Source organism: Mycobacterium sp., assembly GCF_050701515.1.
Lineage (GTDB): Bacteria > Actinomycetota > Actinomycetes > Mycobacteriales > Mycobacteriaceae > Mycobacterium.
Map to the genome: position 1 here is coordinate 1 of NZ_JBOGDB010000222.1, position 15,913 is coordinate 15,913.

The 15,913-nt window shown below is 65.3% G+C and carries 18 protein-coding genes, 3 tRNA genes and 1 pseudogene; 9 read left to right on the forward strand and 13 right to left on the reverse strand.

What is annotated here, in order from left to right:
• Window positions 1–30: 30 nt before the first annotated feature.
• The 9 genes from nusG to ACRDU5_RS17475 form a co-directional block, all read right to left on the reverse strand.
• On the reverse strand, window positions 31–906 hold the full coding sequence (gene nusG / locus ACRDU5_RS17435) for a transcription termination/antitermination protein NusG (protein ID WP_526615929.1): 876 nt from the start codon (window positions 904–906) through the stop codon (window positions 31–33).
• 24 nt (window positions 907–930) lie between these two features.
• Window positions 931–1,305, reverse strand: a complete 375-nt coding sequence (gene secE, locus ACRDU5_RS17440; RefSeq protein WP_526615931.1) for a preprotein translocase subunit SecE — start codon at window positions 1,303–1,305, stop codon at window positions 931–933.
• Window positions 1,306–1,372: 67 nt separating this feature from the next.
• A tRNA-Trp gene (locus ACRDU5_RS17445) sits at window positions 1,373–1,445 on the reverse strand.
• Between the two features lie 156 nt (window positions 1,446–1,601).
• Window positions 1,602–2,150, reverse strand: coding sequence for a (3R)-hydroxyacyl-ACP dehydratase subunit HadC (gene hadC, locus ACRDU5_RS17450; RefSeq protein WP_526615932.1), 549 nt, complete (start codon window positions 2,148–2,150; stop codon window positions 1,602–1,604).
• Between the two features lie 3 nt (window positions 2,151–2,153).
• Complete coding sequence (gene hadB, locus ACRDU5_RS17455) at window positions 2,154–2,582, reverse strand: (3R)-hydroxyacyl-ACP dehydratase subunit HadB (protein ID WP_526615933.1); 429 nt, start codon at window positions 2,580–2,582, stop codon at window positions 2,154–2,156.
• Window positions 2,569–3,051: a (3R)-hydroxyacyl-ACP dehydratase subunit HadA gene (hadA, locus tag ACRDU5_RS17460; protein ID WP_526615934.1), complete on the reverse strand. Its 483-nt coding sequence runs from the start codon at window positions 3,049–3,051 to the stop codon at window positions 2,569–2,571. The genes hadB and hadA overlap by 14 nt, the downstream gene beginning before the upstream one ends.
• Before the next feature lie 49 nt (window positions 3,052–3,100).
• The gene (gene rpmG, locus ACRDU5_RS17465) at window positions 3,101–3,268 is read right to left on the reverse strand and encodes a 50S ribosomal protein L33 (RefSeq protein ID WP_006246868.1); all 168 of its coding nucleotides are present in this window, start codon (window positions 3,266–3,268) and stop codon (window positions 3,101–3,103) included.
• A gap of 38 nt (window positions 3,269–3,306) precedes the next feature.
• Window positions 3,307–3,380 (reverse strand) — tRNA-Met (locus tag ACRDU5_RS17470).
• Window positions 3,381–3,410: 30 nt separating this feature from the next.
• A tRNA-Thr gene (locus tag ACRDU5_RS17475) sits at window positions 3,411–3,483 on the reverse strand.
• Window positions 3,484–3,677: 194 nt separating this feature from the next.
• Between ACRDU5_RS17475 and ACRDU5_RS17480 the strand changes: the two genes are divergently transcribed.
• The 7 genes from ACRDU5_RS17480 to ACRDU5_RS17510 all read left to right on the forward strand — a co-directional run bounded on the left by ACRDU5_RS17480 (window position 3,678) and on the right by ACRDU5_RS17510 (window position 9,780).
• Window positions 3,678–4,550, forward strand: coding sequence for an NYN domain-containing protein (locus tag ACRDU5_RS17480; protein WP_526615935.1), 873 nt, complete (start codon window positions 3,678–3,680; stop codon window positions 4,548–4,550).
• Between the two features lie 23 nt (window positions 4,551–4,573).
• Window positions 4,574–5,284, forward strand: a complete 711-nt coding sequence (locus tag ACRDU5_RS17485; protein WP_526615937.1) for an MBL fold metallo-hydrolase — start codon at window positions 4,574–4,576, stop codon at window positions 5,282–5,284.
• 206 nt (window positions 5,285–5,490) lie between these two features.
• Entirely contained in the window at window positions 5,491–6,552 is a 1,062-nt protein-coding gene (locus tag ACRDU5_RS17490; protein WP_526615938.1) for a phospholipase effector Tle1 domain-containing protein, read from the forward strand.
• 131 nt (window positions 6,553–6,683) lie between these two features.
• Window positions 6,684–7,613 (forward strand): DUF8453 domain-containing protein, encoded by a 930-nt coding sequence (locus ACRDU5_RS17495; protein ID WP_526615939.1) that lies wholly within the window; start codon window positions 6,684–6,686, stop codon window positions 7,611–7,613.
• A 77-nt stretch (window positions 7,614–7,690) separates the two neighbouring features.
• On the forward strand, window positions 7,691–8,392 hold the full coding sequence (locus ACRDU5_RS17500) for a crotonase/enoyl-CoA hydratase family protein (protein ID WP_526615941.1): 702 nt from the start codon (window positions 7,691–7,693) through the stop codon (window positions 8,390–8,392).
• A gap of 9 nt (window positions 8,393–8,401) precedes the next feature.
• Window positions 8,402–9,007: a TetR/AcrR family transcriptional regulator gene (locus tag ACRDU5_RS17505; protein ID WP_526615942.1), complete on the forward strand. Its 606-nt coding sequence runs from the start codon at window positions 8,402–8,404 to the stop codon at window positions 9,005–9,007.
• An 80-nt stretch (window positions 9,008–9,087) separates the two neighbouring features.
• Window positions 9,088–9,780 (forward strand): DUF3060 domain-containing protein, encoded by a 693-nt coding sequence (locus ACRDU5_RS17510; RefSeq protein ID WP_526615943.1) that lies wholly within the window; start codon window positions 9,088–9,090, stop codon window positions 9,778–9,780.
• Between the two features lie 10 nt (window positions 9,781–9,790).
• On the opposite strand, the gene ACRDU5_RS17515 is transcribed toward ACRDU5_RS17510, so the two are convergent.
• Window positions 9,791–12,844: a hypothetical protein gene (locus ACRDU5_RS17515; RefSeq protein WP_526615944.1), complete on the reverse strand. Its 3,054-nt coding sequence runs from the start codon at window positions 12,842–12,844 to the stop codon at window positions 9,791–9,793.
• A gap of 126 nt (window positions 12,845–12,970) precedes the next feature.
• On the opposite strand from ACRDU5_RS17515, the gene ACRDU5_RS17520 reads away from it, so the two are divergent.
• Window positions 12,971–13,639, forward strand: a complete 669-nt coding sequence (locus tag ACRDU5_RS17520) for a hypothetical protein (RefSeq protein ID WP_526615946.1) — start codon at window positions 12,971–12,973, stop codon at window positions 13,637–13,639.
• A gap of 20 nt (window positions 13,640–13,659) precedes the next feature.
• Here ACRDU5_RS17520 and ACRDU5_RS17525 read toward each other — a convergent pair whose 3' ends face one another.
• A complete protein-coding gene (locus ACRDU5_RS17525; RefSeq protein ID WP_526615947.1) occupies window positions 13,660–14,130 on the reverse strand; it encodes an SRPBCC family protein in 471 nt (156 codons plus the stop codon).
• Between the two features lie 117 nt (window positions 14,131–14,247).
• On the opposite strand from ACRDU5_RS17525, the gene ACRDU5_RS17530 reads away from it, so the two are divergent.
• Window positions 14,248–15,336 carry a DUF8808 domain-containing protein gene (locus tag ACRDU5_RS17530; protein ID WP_526615948.1) on the forward strand — a complete coding sequence of 363 codons (1,089 nt, stop codon included), beginning with the start codon at window positions 14,248–14,250 and terminating at the stop codon, window positions 15,334–15,336.
• 17 nt (window positions 15,337–15,353) lie between these two features.
• On the opposite strand, the gene ACRDU5_RS17535 is transcribed toward ACRDU5_RS17530, so the two are convergent.
• Together ACRDU5_RS17535 and ACRDU5_RS17540 are read right to left on the reverse strand one after the other, a co-directional pair.
• A complete protein-coding gene (locus ACRDU5_RS17535; RefSeq protein ID WP_526615949.1) occupies window positions 15,354–15,749 on the reverse strand; it encodes a HicB family toxin-antitoxin system in 396 nt (131 codons plus the stop codon).
• A gap of 11 nt (window positions 15,750–15,760) precedes the next feature.
• Window positions 15,761–15,913 (reverse strand): annotated as a pseudogene (locus ACRDU5_RS17540) (hypothetical protein); the annotation flags it as partial.

Consider the following 15,913-nt stretch of genomic DNA (forward strand, 5'->3'; position numbering starts at 1 on the left):
CATGAGGGGTTGTGTTCCTTTCGGGGTTGTCTAGATCTTGGAGACCTGGCTAAAGGTCAGTTCCACCGGTGTCTCGCGGCCGAAGATGGACACCAGCACCTTGAGCTTCTGCTGCTCGGCGTTGACCTCGCTGATGGAGGCGGGCAGCGTCGCAAACGGGCCGTCCATGACGGTGACCGACTCGCCGACCTCGAAGTCGACCTCGACGGGCGCCCGCTCGATTCCGCCGGTCTCGGCGGCGGCGGCGGTCGATGCGGCCTTGCCGGTCTTCTTGGCCGGGCCCTGCGGCAGCAGGAACTTCACCACGTCGTCGAGCGACAGCGGCGACGGCCGCGACGTGGCACCGACGAAGCCGGTCACGCCGGGGGTGTTGCGCACCGCGCCCCACGACTCGTCGTTGAGCTCCATGCGGACCAGTATGTAGCCCGGCAGCACCTTGCGGTTGACCTGCTTGCGTTGGCCGTTCTTGATCTCGGTGACCTCTTCGGTGGGCACCTCGACCTGGAAGATGTAGTCGCCGACGTCGAGGTTCTGCACGCGGGTCTCGAGGTTGGCCTTCACCTTGTTCTCGTAGCCGGCGTAGGAGTGTATGACGTACCACTCGCCGGGCTTGGTGCGCAGATCCTTCTTGAGCGCTACCGCCGGATCCTGTTCTTCCTCGGCGGGCTCGGCTTCGGGCTCGGCCTCTGCTTCGGGCTCGGCCTCTGCTTCGGGCTCGGCCTGTGCTTCGGGCGCGGCCTCTTCGGCGGGCTCGGCCTCTGGCGCAGCCTCTTCAGCTTCGGGCACAGCCTCTTCAGCTTCGGGCGCGGTTTCCTCAGCGGCCTGGTCGGTCTCGGGAGCGGTCGTCTCGTCGGCGATCACGTCGACCGTTTCACCCGAGGGCGTATCGCCATCGAAGGTAGTCACGGTTCAGTCCTCTCAATCTTCGGGTCAGCCGAACACCAGCGTCACGAGCTTGACCAGGCCGAGGTCGACCACACCGATCAGCGCCACCATGAATGCCAGGAAGACCAGCACCACGGAGGTGTAGGTGACCATCTGCTTGCGGTTCGGCCAGATCACCTTGCGCAGCTCGGCGATGACCTCACGCAGGTAGTTGATGACGTAGGCGATCGGGTTGGCGCGGGGCTCCCCGGCCTGCTTGGTCTTCTTCTTGCGCTTGGCCTCGTCCTCTATGCTGACGGCTTCCTGGGCCTCGGTCGAGGTATCGGCGTCGTCGACGACGGCACCGCGCCGCGACCGCTTGCCGCTGGGCCGCGGCGGTTGCGTCACCACCGAGCCGGCATCATTGCGCTCGTCGCTCACCGCATGCCTTTCGTCCGGTTTCTGTGGTCACTTACCAGTGTCCACACTTGTCGAGTATTCAGTTGAGCAGGGGCGACAGGACTTGAACCTGCAACCTGCGGTTTTGGAGACCGCTGCTCTGCCAGTTGAGCTACGCCCCTTCAAGGATGGCCCTGCTGGCAGGCCACCCCGCCCGGGGCTTACACAGTTTGCGCGCTCCCCGTTCGGTCGATCAGAAACCGACGGACAGCGCGCTTTAGTGGAAAACCCCGAGGTCCGAGTGTACATCGGCGCAGGTCTGAGTTACTAATCCGGCCCTAATCGACAGGATCGGGCGGCTCGACAGGATCGGGCGGCTCGACAGGATCGGGCGTCCGCATGACCTGGCCGGTCTCCGGATCCCACTTCACCTGGATCGAGTTGTCGCCCTCGTGACCCATCAGCGTGGTGAAGGCCTCCAGGACGACCTCGCCGTCGTCGTTGGTGGCCAGGTTCCTGGTGACGACGATGTCCGCGCCGAAGCGCTCGTTGACGGAAACGACCTCCATCCGGGCCCACACCTTGTCGCCGGCCTTCAGCGGCTTGTGATAGACGAACTTCTGGTCGACCTGCACGATCTGCATGGTTTCCAGGCCGACGTCGACCTTTCGGAAGAAGTCCCGCTGGACCAACAGCGCGAGCGTCGAAATGAAGGTCAGCGGTGCGACGAGCGACTCGTGACCCAGTTCGGCGGCGGCCTCCTCGTCGTGGCTGGCCGGGTCGTCCGACTTGATCGCGGTGGCATACTCGCGGATTTTCTCGCGGCCAACGACGAAGTAGTCGGGGTATTCGTGGACCATCCCCTGGATATCGGTCTTGAGGGCCATCGGCTACGCCAGCTTCGCGGTCGCCACGGCCCGGCCAAAGATCTTCTTGCCGCCGCTTGTCGCCGAAATCGCGATGGTCACTGACTTGCTCTCGGGTTCAACGGATTTCACACGACCATTGAACACGATCTCGGCACCAATGCCATCATTGGGCACCGGCACCACCGCGGTGAAGCGGACGTTGTATTCGGTCACCGCCGCGGGATCGCCGACCCAGGACGTGATGTATCCGCCACCCAGGCCCATGGTGAGCATGCCGTGCGCGATCGCGGTGTCCAGACCGACCTGCTTGGCGATGTCGTCGTCCCAGTGGATGGGGTTCAGGTCCCCGGAAACCCCCGCGTAGTTCACCAGGTCCTGCCGCGTCAGCGGGATGACCCTCTCCGGAAGCTGGTCACCCACCTTCACCGAGCTGAAATCACGCAACGCCATCGGTAAAGCCACCTTCTTCTCCCTCTTCGGCCGTGCGACCCGCCAGGGTCGTGTAGGTCTCCTGAACAACATCGCCGTTTTGGTTGGTGATGACGTTCTTGGTCACGATGATGTCCGCGCCGAACGACTGCCGGATCGAATGCACGTATACGTCGCAGTAGAGGCGATCACCTGCCTTGATCGGCAGCAGGAACTTGAGCTCCTGATCGACCTGGACGATCTTCTCGTCGGTAATCGCGATGTCGTTGCTTCGGAACATCGCCAGCTGCGCCTGGTAGCCGAATATCGAAATGAACGTCAGCGGCGCCAGGATCGCTTCGTGGCCGAGGTCGGCGGCGGCCTTCTCGTCGTGGAACGCTGCGTCGTCGTTCTTGACCGCGACGGCGTACTCGCGGATCTTCTCGCGACCGACCTCGTAGTGGTCGGGATGCTTGTAGTGCATCCCGACCAGGTTGGAAGACAACGACACGGCTAGTGAACCTACCTAAGACCTCAGCAAACGTCTGCCGGTTACCGGGCTACCGCGACTCTTTGTGGGCTTGGTGCTTCCCACAGTTCGGGCAGAATTTCTTCAGCTCGAGCCGATCCGGATCGTTGCGGCGATTCTTCTTCGTTATGTAATTGCGGTGTTTGCACACCTCGCAGGCCAAGGTGATCTTCGGCCGTACGTCGGTACTGGACGCCACGTCAGCTGCCTTCTTTCATGCGTTTCGTTCTTGTCTCGTAGCGATGGCCGGACTCGAACCGGCGACCTAACGATTATGAGTCGTTCGCTCTAACCGACTGAGCTACATCGCCCTGCGCCGCCAGTGGCCCCGGCGTCCACCGAGCCCCCTAACGGAATCGAACCGTTGACCTTTTCCTTACCATGGAAACGCTCTACCGACTGAGCTAAGGGGGCCTGACCCGCGCACAGTCACACCGTGGCCTTACAGAGGGTACATTCTCGCCGTTTGCCTCGCCAAACCGCTACAGCCCGAGGTAGTGGGTTTGTTTGACTCCATCGTCAAACTGACCCGCTACCGAGAGCGGTCGGCTGAGGTCAACCCGGCCCATCGATACCGGGTGGCCACCTGAGGGTGATAGGACTGAACGATGACGGAGCCCGGCACGCCGCGGGTCGCGGTCTACCTCGATTTCGACAACGTGGTGATCTCGCGCTACGACCAGGTGCACGGCCGCAGCTCGTTCCAGAAGGACAAGGCGCGCGGTTTCGAGAAGGCCGACCGCCTGACGAAGGCGACCGTCGACGTCGCGGCCATCATCGATTTCGCGTCGTCGTTCGGGACCCTGGTGCTGACGAAGGCCTACGCCGACTGGTCGGCCGACGTCAACGCCGGCTACCGGGGCCAACTGGTCGGCCGCGCGGTCGATCTGGTGCAGCTGTTCCCGGCGGCCGCCTATGGCAAGAACGGCGCCGATATCCGGCTCGCGGTCGACGCGGTCGAGGACATGTTCCGGTTGCCCGACCTCACCCATGTGGTGATCGTCGGCGGGGACTCCGACTACATCGCGCTCGCCCAGCGGTGCAAGCGCTTGGGCCGCTACGTCGTCGGCATCGGCGTGGCGGGCGCCAGCAGCCGCTCGTTGGCAGCCGCCTGCGACGAGTTCGTCACCTACGACGCGCTGCCCGGCATCCCGACCGTGGCGCCGGCAGCGCCGAAGAAGGCCGCCCGACGCACCAAGGCGCAGGAACCCGACGACGAGCCCGAGCCGGCCGATCCACCGGCCGCGGCGACGCGGCTGCTGGAGCGGGCCTTACGGATCGGCCACGAAAAGGACGACGCCGACTGGCTGCACAACTCGGCGGTCAAGGCGCAGATGAAACGGATGGACCCGTCGTTCAGCGAGAAATCGCTGGGCTTCGGATCGTTCAGCGATTTCCTGCGCGCGCGCAGCGACGTGGTGGACCTCGATGAGAGCAGCACCACGCGGTTGGTGCGGCTGCACCGCGACGCTGATTCCTGACGGCCGGCACCTAGTCTGGGGCCATGACCGAACGCCTGTACTTTCGGCAGCTGCTGTCGGGCCGCGACTTCGCGGCCACCGACATGTTCGCCCAGCAGTTGCGCAACTTCGCCTACCTGATCGGCGACCGCGAGACCGGCGACGCCGTCGTCGTGGATCCGGCCTATGCCGCCAACGACCTGGTCGACGCCCTGGAGGACGACGGCATGAAGCTGACCGGCGTGCTGGTGACCCACCACCACCCCGACCACGTCGGCGGGTCGATGATGGGCTTCGAACTCAAGGGCCTGGCCGAGCTGCTGGAGCGGGAGAGTGTGCCCGTCCACGTCAATTCCCTTGAGGCGGAATGGGTTTCCCGGGTCACCGGCATCGCGCGCAGCGACCTCACCCCGCACGAGCACGGCGACAAGATCAACGTCGGCGACGTCGAGGTCGAGCTGCTGCACACCCCCGGCCACACCCCCGGCAGCCAGTGCTTCCTGCTCGACGGCCGGCTGGTGGCCGGTGACACGCTGTTCCTCGAGGGTTGCGGCCGCACCGACTTCCCCGGCGGCAATGTCGACGACATGTACCGCAGCCTGCAGCAACTCGCGAACCTGCCCGGCGACCCCACGGTGTTTCCCGGGCACTGGTATTCGCTGGAGCCCAGCGCCTCGCTGTCGGAGGTGCGCCGGACCAACTACGTGTACCGGGCCAGCAACCTGGAGCAGTGGCACATGCTGATGGGCGGCTGACCTCGGCCGACGGTTCCGTCCGCGGAGGTATTCGCCGCCGGTTGCCACAATTCGGCGACCGATTCCGCGCCGATCGCGCTCGCGCGCTCCCGAAACCGAAGAAAAAGCTGGTGGAGTAGTGCGATACTCAAGACACGGCGGGCGGTGCCTGGCAAACTTTGACTGTCAGGGTCGTCAATTCGAGAACTGGTGTACGGGGAGTCGTCGTGAAGAACGTGGTGATGTGCTTCGACAGCACAAGTGATCGCCCCGGCCCTCGCGACGCCACCAACGCGGAGGCGCTGTTCCGGCTGCTCGACGACGCCAACGCCGACCGGCAGATCACCTGGTACGACCCCGGTGAGGCCGCGCTGGGCTCTCCCCAGAACTTCAACCCGGCGGCACGTCAGTGGCGCGAGGCCGCCATCGCGGCCGCCCGCGAAGCGGTGGTGGACGCCTACCTGGTCCTGGCCGACGAGTGGGAGCCCGGCGACCGGATCTTCCTTCTCGGGGCGGGCCGCGGCGCGTACTGCGCCCGGGCGCTGGCCAGAATGCTGGGCACCGTCGGCCTGCTGCCGGACCGTTCGGACAACGTGCTGGAGTACGTGCTGGGCGCCTACGCGCTCCCCGGCATCGGCCGCACGCCGCGTGAGTGGCGTCAAATCAACCGACTGGCATCGGTGCTGTTCGGACAGCGTGATCTCGCCGTACCGGTGCACTTCCTCGGGCTGTGGGACACCGTGAAACTGCCCGGCTTGCCACCGCTTTCGACCGCCGACTGGCTCGGAAACGTCGTCACCGGCCGGCACGCGGTCGCCATCGACGGCGGATATGGCCCGTTTGGCGTGTGCCGGATCGGGGAGCCACACGGACGCATCGACGAGGTCTGGTTCCGCGGCGCGCATTGCGACGTCGTCGGTGGCCCCAATGCGTATTGGCCGCTGGCCGACATCACCCTCGACTGGATGCTCGACGGCGTGGTCAAGGCGGGTGCGCTGGTACGCAGCGGCGGTCGACAGCAGACTCCCGCACCGACCGAGCTCGACGCGCTCGCCGAAGGTGCCCGGTCGGTTCGGCTCCGCACGGTGCCGCTCGACGCGCTGGTGCACGCCAGTGTCGAGGTGTACCTGCGCGCGCATCCGGACTACTGGCGCCGGCTGCCCGGCCGCATCGTCTGGGCCGACGTCGACTGGGCCGCCCGCGCCGAGCGGCTGGTACGCACTGCCAAAGAGTCCGCGGCGCACGCGGCGCCCAAGGCATCCGAAGCCCTCACCGCGGTCGCTTCCTAGCCAATCTGTCGCCAACCTCGTAGGGCACTCCAGCCTCATCTAACCCATAAAATATTGCCGTCGCAGCAAATAGGCATGGATGCCAGCGGCCGAGTGCTGTGCTCAGCGGCAGACCATGGTATAAGCGACGCGTGGGGATTCTCGACTGGTTCGACGAACGCGCCCGCGATATAGCCAACTTATCTTCGGGTGCGTGGGTGGCGATGGCGGCCTGGCTGGCCGTCGCGATCGGGATCGCGGCCTTGGTGTACGCGTGGCGGCAAGCGCAGCGGACCACACAGGAGAACGAAGACCTCTCGCAGCCCAATGTCGCGATGTTCATGGAGCCCAGCGCGTCGGACTGGCATCTCGTCGAGCTGGTGGTGAAGAACTACGGCCAGCGACCGGCCTACGGCATCAAGTTCGAATTCGCCAGCCCGCCCACCGTCCCGCGCTACGAAAGCGCCGAGGACCGCTTCGTCGACATCGTTCCGCTGAAACTGCCCGCGGAGATCCCGTACCTGGCGCCGTCGCAGGAGTGGCGCACGGTGTGGGATTCGGCGCTCGACCGCAAGCAGCTGGGCGAGTCCATCGGCTCGCGCTTCGCCGGGGCGGTCACCTTCTACGACCGGCCCAACTCCGGCCGTCAGGGGCAGAAGAAGCAGAAGGACGCGCGCCAGCAGTTCCGCACCCCGGCGGTGCTGGACTGGGCGACGCTGCACCCGGTGGAACGGCTCGAGCTGTTGACCACGCATGACCTGGCCCGCCAGGAGAAGCAGAAGTTGGAGCTGCTGCGCGGCCTGCTGACGTACTTCCACTACGCGTCGACCGAGAGCCGCCAAGAGGCTCTCCAGATTGAGATCAACAAGATCAACGCGGCCGCGGCCGAACAGCGCGAGCGGTATCGCAGTCAGTACGCCGTGGCGAATAACGACGTGCAGCAGCAGTATGACGACGAGCGGTATGGCCAGCAGCAGCGCTACGAGGACCAGCAGTACGACAACCGGCAGTATGGCGAGGACGACGCCGAAACCCGGGTCATCAACGGCCGGCATCGCCGCGACTGGTCTAACACGCCGTAGTCCCCGGGTTTGGCTTTTCGTAACATCGTTTCGTAACATCGATCTGAAACGTAAAGCCGCACCTCAAGGGAGCGCTGATGAGCAGCACGGTGAACTACGAGCTCAACGAGTCGGTCGCGACGATCACGCTGGACGATGGCAAGGTGAATGTGCTGGGTCCGGCGATGCAGCAGAACATCAACGAGGCGCTGGACCGGGCCGAGAAGGACGCCGCCAAGGCCGTTGTGCTGGCCGGCAATCAGCGGGTGTTCAGCGGCGGGTTCGACCTGTCCGTCTTCCAGTCCGGTGACGCGCAGGCGGCGCTCGGCATGCTGGCCGGCGGGTTCGAGCTGTCGGTGCGGTGTCTGACCTTCCCGAAGCCGGTCATCATGGCAGCGACCGGGCCGGCCATCGCGATGGGCTCGTTCCTACTGCTCTCGGGTGACCATCGAGTGGGGCAGCCGAAGTCGCGGTGCCAGGCCATCGAGGTGGCGATCGGCATGACGATTCCGATCTCGGCGGTCGAGATCATGCGGATGCGGCTGACGCCGGCGGCCTTCCAGCGCGGAGCCTCGATGGCGGCCACCTTCGCGGGCGACGAGGCGATCGCCGCCGGCTGGCTCGACGAGATCGTCGACGCGGACAAGGTGCTGGCGCGGGCGCAGGAGGTCGCGGCCGAGGCGGCGTCGACCCTGAACGCGGGCGCGCACCTGGCGACCAAGCTCAAGGCCCGGGATGGCGCGCTGAAGGCGATCCGGGCCGGAATCGACGGGCTGCCGGCGGAATTCGCGGGCAGCTAGGTCAGCGCGATGCCGAGGGCGAAGCAGCGCACGCCCGAGCTGCGGGACCGGCTGCTGGACGTAGCGATCAGCACGCTGGGCGAGGAAGGGATCGCGCGGTTCACCACGCGGCGGGTGGCCGAGCGGGCGGGCACGTCGGTGCCGGCGGTCTACGAGCTGTTCGACGACAAGGCCGGCCTGGTGCGGGCGATGTTCTTCGAGGGCTTTCGGCTGCTGGGCGGCGAGCTGGCCAAGGTGCCGAAATCTTCTGATCCGCTGGGAGATGTGGAGCGGCTGGTTCCGGTGTTCCGGCTGTTCTGCCGGGCGTATCCGAAGCTGGCGCAGGTGATGTTCTCGCGGCCGTTCGCCGATTTCGAGCCGGGGCCCGACGAGCTGGCGGCTGGGGCGGCGGTGCGGGAGGTGTTCGTCGGCCGGATCCGGCGGTGCATCGATGCGGGCCTGCTGTTCGGGGATCCGACCGACATCGCGCACGTATTGCTGGCGCTGGCACAGGGTTTGGCGGTGCAGGAGGCGGGCCGCTGGCTGGGAACGTCGGGCCCGTTGATCGAGCGGCGATGGAAGCTGGGCGTGTGGTCAGTCCTCGACGGCTTCGGCCGGTCCGCGCCAGCCCGCTAGCAAGATAACGGCTTCGGTGATGCCGGAGGCAAAACGATCACTGCGTCACTTCGCCGGCCTGGCTGTGGGAGCATCGGCGCATGCAGCGAGAGGACGACCCCGAGGCCCGTATCAGGGACCTCGAGCGCCCGCTCGCCGATGTTGCCCGAACCAGTGAGCTGGGCACCGGTTATTACGCAAGCGGTGACGCGACGGCACCTCCGCTGCCGGCCTACGGTGCTCCGCCGGCCTTCGGAGCGCCACCGGCGTATGGCGCCCCGCCGGCCTACGGCGACAGCTACCCCGCGCCGCCCCGGAAGGTCAGTGGGGGAATTCCGTGGTTGGTGTTCGGGCTGATCGCCGTTGTTTTCGTGGCGATCGCCGCGGGTGTCATCGTATTCAGCTCAAAGATGGGCAGTGGCGGAGATTCCAGCCCGAGCGGCGGTGGCGGACCATTCGACAACACCCTCACCGGCCTGCCGAGCATCCCGACCACGTTAATGCCGCCGACGGGCGAGAGGACCCCGAACCAGGGTGGGCAGCTCACCGTCTCGGGCGTGAACGAGAACAAGACGATCCCGTGCAACGACAGCTATGTGACCGTCAGCGGCGTCTCCAACACCGTCACGCTTACCGGCCGCTGCCACAGCGTCACCGTCTCCGGTATGCGCAATGTTGTGAACGTCGACAGCGCCGACATTCTCAGCGCGTCCGGATTCGACAATCAGGTCATCTACCAGTCCGGCACACCGGTGATTAACACCTACGGATCCAACATCATCCGGCCAGGCTGAGCGCTTACGCCTACTTCTGCGGAGCCTTGCGCAATTCTTTGCAGGCTTGAGGCTCTTGAGTGTCGCCGGTGAACCACGCTGCGACGATCGCCGCAGCGCATTGGTTATTCGGATTGCCGAGCTGCTGTTCGAGCGATTCCTGCGAGTACTTGGCGAGCGTCCATCCCAGCGGTGCCTCAACGCCCGGGCTGGCAACCGGGTAGAAGTCGACGACGTTGGGTGCTTGCCACCCGCCTGGGGCGGGAGTGCCGGGGCGGTCGTTCCCGCATCCGCCTGGAGGGAAAGACTTTTGGAAGGCGAGCGCCGCCGCCTGCCGGGCCGATGCAGACCGGGCATCGCTTGCCGCCCGGTCGGCGGCAAGCGGAGCGGTCAGTTCTCCGGGTGGTGCGGCGGGGCGCGACTTGGTCTGGGTTAGGTAGCCGTTTTCGATCAGGATCAGCTTGGGTGAAATGCACCGCCCATTCTGCGTGGTGAGCCAGCCGACGATTTCCGGCCATGCGAGTGCGAGTGGTGAGGCCCCGGAGGAGTCGATGATTCCGCCGTCAAGGTCGAAGGTGCGGTCCTCCAGGTTCTTACAGGAATTCAACGTGCCGGTGGGTGACACGTAGGGGAACCGCGCGCTCAGCAGCGCGGCGGTGGACAAGCGCAGGTCCTGAGGGTCAGTGCCTTCGCCCTCCCGACACGTGAGGTCGAACGCATCCTTGGTGCCCGCCAGCGTCTGCAAGACGACGTCGGTGTTCTTGAGTACGGGGTCGAGGGCGAGGCAGTCGACCGCGCTGGTGTCGGCGGTGTCAGGCCCGTTTTTCCGTTGAGGGCCGGCAAGGTTGAGCGGCGACACGGTCAGCCGGCAGCCGTCGGTCACCGACGCTCCGTTCAGGGCCAATAGCGGGAAGGTAGGGGATTCCCTGTCGGGCAACGCCGTCGCCATGAATCCCGCACCCAAGTCACCCCCGGCCTCGGCTACCGCCTTCTCCCACGCGCGCTCCAGGGCGGCCGCCCGGTCCTGGTCGTGAATGTTGATGCGCAGCAGGGCGTTTGGGATATCGCGGAATGTCATTGCGGCGATCGCGGGCCCGAGGAAGTCTCCTTGCAGGGGCGTCCACCAGTCATTGCGATTGGCGATCGCTTGGGTGACGGCGAGTCCGAGGCTGCCGCCGGAGATGCCGCTGGCCAGGAACATCGACTCCATCGGCATCGCCTGGTTCTTGCAGGTCTCGGCGTCCGGGGCGAGGTTCGGCGGGCCTGTATACGGGTCGCCGCTCTCGATGAGGCATCCCAGCACGAGTGACGTCCAGTAGGCCGCCCGGATGCCCCCGCCCGAGGAGGCGACGAACACCAAGGGAATCTCTGGTTGGTTCTGCGGCTGTTCGTCCGCCCATTTCTCGAGCGCCTGCGCAAGCGGCATTCGCTCTTTCGTCTCGCCGGCGTCGGCGGGACCGAGTAGGCGGGTGGCGTGGTAGACCGACTGATTGTCGATGAATGACGTCGCCAGGAAGCAGATCGTCATGATCGCGATGATCGGCAAGCGGCGAAGCCTGCACGCGGCGAGCAGATTACCCGGGTATGTCGAATCACCAACCAGGAGAAGGGCTGTCAAGCCGAGTGCCAGGGCCAGGACGAAGGCGAAGACGGTTCCCCACGGGGCCAGCGAGATCCCTGTCCATTGAGGTGACCACGCCAGGCCGACGAACAAGGCGACGGCGGGGGTGCCTAGGGCTGGCACCCACCACCACGGAGGGTTCTCAGAACCAAGATCACGGCGCCAATACGCAACGACAAGCGCGACGACGACGGACGGCACGAGAACGGCGAGAACCCATGCAGCGCTGCCCCATTCGCGGATGGTCAGGAAGCGGATCAAGTTCCGCAGCGCTAGGGCGAAGAGAATGGCCATGGGGGCTACGGACAGAGCGCCGGCAAGGCGGGCTCCGGCTTCAGCCTGCTCACTGTTTCGCTCTATGACAATCGCCGGGGCTTGAGCGGCTGTCTGGACGTGCTTGTAGCTGAACGCCGCTATGACCGCGACGATGATTCCCGGCACGAGTAGTGCCTGACCCCACGGCCAGCCGGAGTTGATCGCCACGAATCCGAGGATGGCCGCCGCGATGCCGAGGCCGAGGATCACGGTGTTCACGATCCGGTTGACAGGCGTGCGAGGAAGCCCGGGCGGTTCCATGTAGGCGCGGACAGACAATCGGCCCGTTCCCCACAGCGCTGCGGTGAGGATGAGCGCTATGACGACCGTCAGCACGAGCCGTCCTGGTTTCTCGAACAGCAGCAGGAACGCATCGTCCAGCTGGCGGCCCAGATCGCCCTGAATACCGACGAGCACCAGCAAGAAGGCGGCGATCGCGACGTGAATGCGCAGCGCCAGGAAGGCGCTCCAGAACTTGTCGCGGGTGCCGACCATCGCGGTCTTCATATCGTCGCGCCGTGGCCGATTGCCGAGCAGCCCGACGCCCACACCGGCGGCCGCCCCTGCCAGCGCAATGAGCTTCAGTGTCGATAGCAGGCCGACACCGATCAACCCTTGCGCCCAGTCGCTGCCGCTGCGAACAAACAGCACCAGCGAGAAATCCTCGAGAAAGTCGAAAAGCAGGAATGCCGCGGTCGGCAGGGCCGCTATGCCGATCACCCAGATCAACAGCTCGTTTTTCGGGTCGGCGGCGTCGGCCGGGTCGAGACGATCGCGAGCGAAAAGAATTGCTTTCCACAGCAGCAATGCGATCGGCACGGCAATGAAGATGATGTCCACAAACAGGTAGATGACGAGCAAGCCGAAGGGTGACATCACGCGGTCGCCCCGGTTGAAGTCGTAGGTCTCTACGAACAAGCGCCATTGCAGAATTGCCTCTAGACGCGCGTCGCTGGCAGACATCGAGGAAGGCGACAGTATTGCTGTGGCGCTGGCAGATGCGCCGCCGGGCTGGTGCATCCGCGTCAAGGTTCCATCGACGACGGCAAGAGCGCCTATGCCGGCGTAAATCAGAAACAACAGATTCGTTACCCGAAGCAACGGATGGTGTAACGGGATACGACGCGTCGCGGTCGCTTGATCGGCCATTCTTATGCCCCCCTGTAATTCGCGCCGGGTTGCACGTTAGCGAAAATGGAAATGCGTTGTTGCGAATTCGACTACGTGAGGGACGGCGATGGAGAAGGCTGGCACTTAGTCACGAAGGAGGCTGTCGTGCTGGGCGGGTCGGCTCTTGGCCGGTTGCGGGCTTTGGCCGCGCTGACGTTCGTCATCGTCGTCGCGCTGCAGACGGTGGGCACCGTTGGCGCGGAAGCATCGACGAACGTCGTCAACGTCGTGGCGGTCAATGCGAACGGTGAGCCGGTCAACGGTTTCCGGGTGGTCAACCGGCAGCCATCGCCGAATGTCTCCGGGTGCCCCCGCCCATCGCCGGCGGCGGTCGGCGACAACATCTACGCCTGCGAGCCGAGTGAGGCCGCCGCCGAGGTGTGTTGGCCAGGCCCCGCGTCGGTGTTGTGCCTGATCGACCCGTGGTCAAAGACCCTTCGACGATTCCCCTCCCCTGGCGCGCTCCCGGCGGTCGATCCGCCCGTCACGCCGATTCCGTTCGCATTGCTTCTCGACGACGGCACCCGGTGCATCCTTCCCAACGGCATCGACTTCGGCGGCGGCGCGGACGGCAGGGTCGCCGTGTACGGATGTGGCCAGCGGACGTGGTCGTTCGGTGTTCTGGTGGCGCCCGGAGAGGATCCGGCGCAGGCGATCGATCGCTCGCAACCGCTGTGGAAGGTGATCGTCGGGCGGTTGGGTCCGCCCACCGCCCAAATGGGCTTCGTGAGCGAACACACGGTTACCACGGCGTGGTTCGCGGCCTCCGGCTGACCGATCGTGCCGCGGCCGGGTCAGGTGCTATACCGGTCGCGAAGTCGCGCTAACGTGGATTCGATACCGGCGGCGTTGCGCTTGGCGAAACCCGTTGCCTCGTAATACCTCAGCGCGTTCATGACCGGTCCGGCGTCGTGGTAGTCGAAGGTCTCGGTGACACGGGTGCTGGTCGGCGAGACGGCGGCGAACTCCCACCGCCACCGGTGGCCAAGCGGATGACGCCACTCGACGAGTTGATCGGGCTTCAGGGCGCTGACGGTGCTGGTGATGCGGTAGGGCAGCCCGAACATCTTCATCTTGGTGGAGAACCGCGAACCCAACGCCAGGCGCTCGGGTCCGCGGATGTTGTCGCCGACGGTGCCCGAACCGTCGAGCTCGTGGTGGCGGCGCGGGTCCGCGACGATCGCAAACAACTCGGCCGCAGGGGCAGGAACTTCGACCGAGCGGCTGACCTGGCGAGGTCCGGCATCGACGGTGGTGACTGTCATGGCTCTGCCCTCCTGTTTGAGGTGACCAGCTGTCTCCACAGTAGGCCTGCGTGTGTCGGTTCCCAATCGTCATACTCAGTCTCATGCAGTCGTATACCGCGGCGCCGACCTACGCGCATGCCTGACGAAACAGGCGATCCTCTGTTGCTGGGTCAGCGTGTGGTGGCGATCCTCGAAACGGGACTCCGCACGGCTACATACAAGCTCGCCACTCTGACAGCTCTCATCGATCACTGCATCGAGCACCTTCCCGACGAACCAACCGCCACACTCAAGGTCCCAATCCCCGATCTTGCCCATCGCGTGCTGGAGATCTACTGGCGCCAGGTGCGGCCCTTCGAGGGTCAGGAACTTCGACAGTCGACGCAGCCCAGAGCACGAATCCTGATCGCAGCCGCCCAGTTCCGCAAAGCCGCTGGTCTTCAACACGTCGGCGCCTCACTCGATGTAGCCGTCCTACGTGCGCCGAAGGCACATCGCGCGGCCATCGACGAGATCGTTCTCTGCTTGGCTCAGCAGCCTCTTCACCGGCTCCAGCGGTTGCCGGGGGTGGCGAGCAGCGAGTCGTTCCTGTACGACGACTCTTTTCTGCACGACAACGTTACGAGGTCAACGCTGCATGCGCATGGAGACACCATCGAGCTCAGACCCGGCGTCGCTCACGGGCTGGCACGACTGGCCGGCTTGCTCAAGCCTGCGCTCGAGATCATGTGGGTCGAAGATGTGCGGCGGATGAATGATTTCCTCGACGCAGAAGTGCCGGACGTTGCCGGTCATCTTTTCGGTCGTGAGCGCATTTCGTTGGCCGCCGTGCGGGAGCCGTTCAAAGATGCCTTCGGAGCACATTGCTTCTACTGCGGCGCGCACCTGCGGCCGGACAATCCGATCGATCACGTGCTGCCCTGGTCGCTTGTGGGCATCGACGGGCTGGCCAACCTTGTGCTGGCCTGTGGACGCTGTAACGCCGATAAGCGAAACTCGCTGCCCGCCTTGGATATCGTCGATCGAGTCCTGGAACGCGACCGCAGCGAGTTGGAAGAGATCGCGGCTAGACTTGAGTGGCCGACTCAGCGGAACCGCGTCATGGCCGCGGCGCGCGGGCTCTACCTAGGCCAACCGCCCGGCGTGCCCACCTGGTCGGGCTATCGAGAGACGAAGGCCCTCGATATCAGCTATCCACGATGGTGGATCCGGCTTGATATGTAGCTACTGATGGGCGGCGATCACTTCGATCTAGGTCGAGCGGCGAGTTGACTGATGCGCTGAGGTGAGACGTGTAGGAGTACAGCTGCGTCACGGACAGGAACACCGCCCTTCACTAGTGCCTGCACGTAGTCAGCCGCGCCGCGTTGCGCTGCCTCGTTGGCGCGCAGCGCGGCGCAGCGGTCGGCTTCGATCTCGCGGGCGCGCGCAGCAATGTCACCGTAGCCAGGGACGTTAATGCTGGTGATGTGCACGGCGATGTCAGTAAGCGGGATGTCGGTGCTGACGGCGATGAGACTGCGGGCCATATCCTCTATCTCGCTGATGCGGCGTGCCTGGGTGAGCTGGTCTATCTCGGGCACGCGGATCATCCAACAGCGGCCATCGCGGCTAACCTCGACCTTGTAGTCGTGCATCACTTTCCCTTGCTCTCGTCGATGGCCTCCAGCAGCGGCCAGGTCAGTGCCTCCGGCGACCAGGGATCGTTGTCGACCGTGCCGGTGATCTCGGCGATCAGCGAGGCGGGGGAGCGGAACGACACCCCGGCGCAGACCCCGTCGGCGCCGTCACCGCGCCCCAG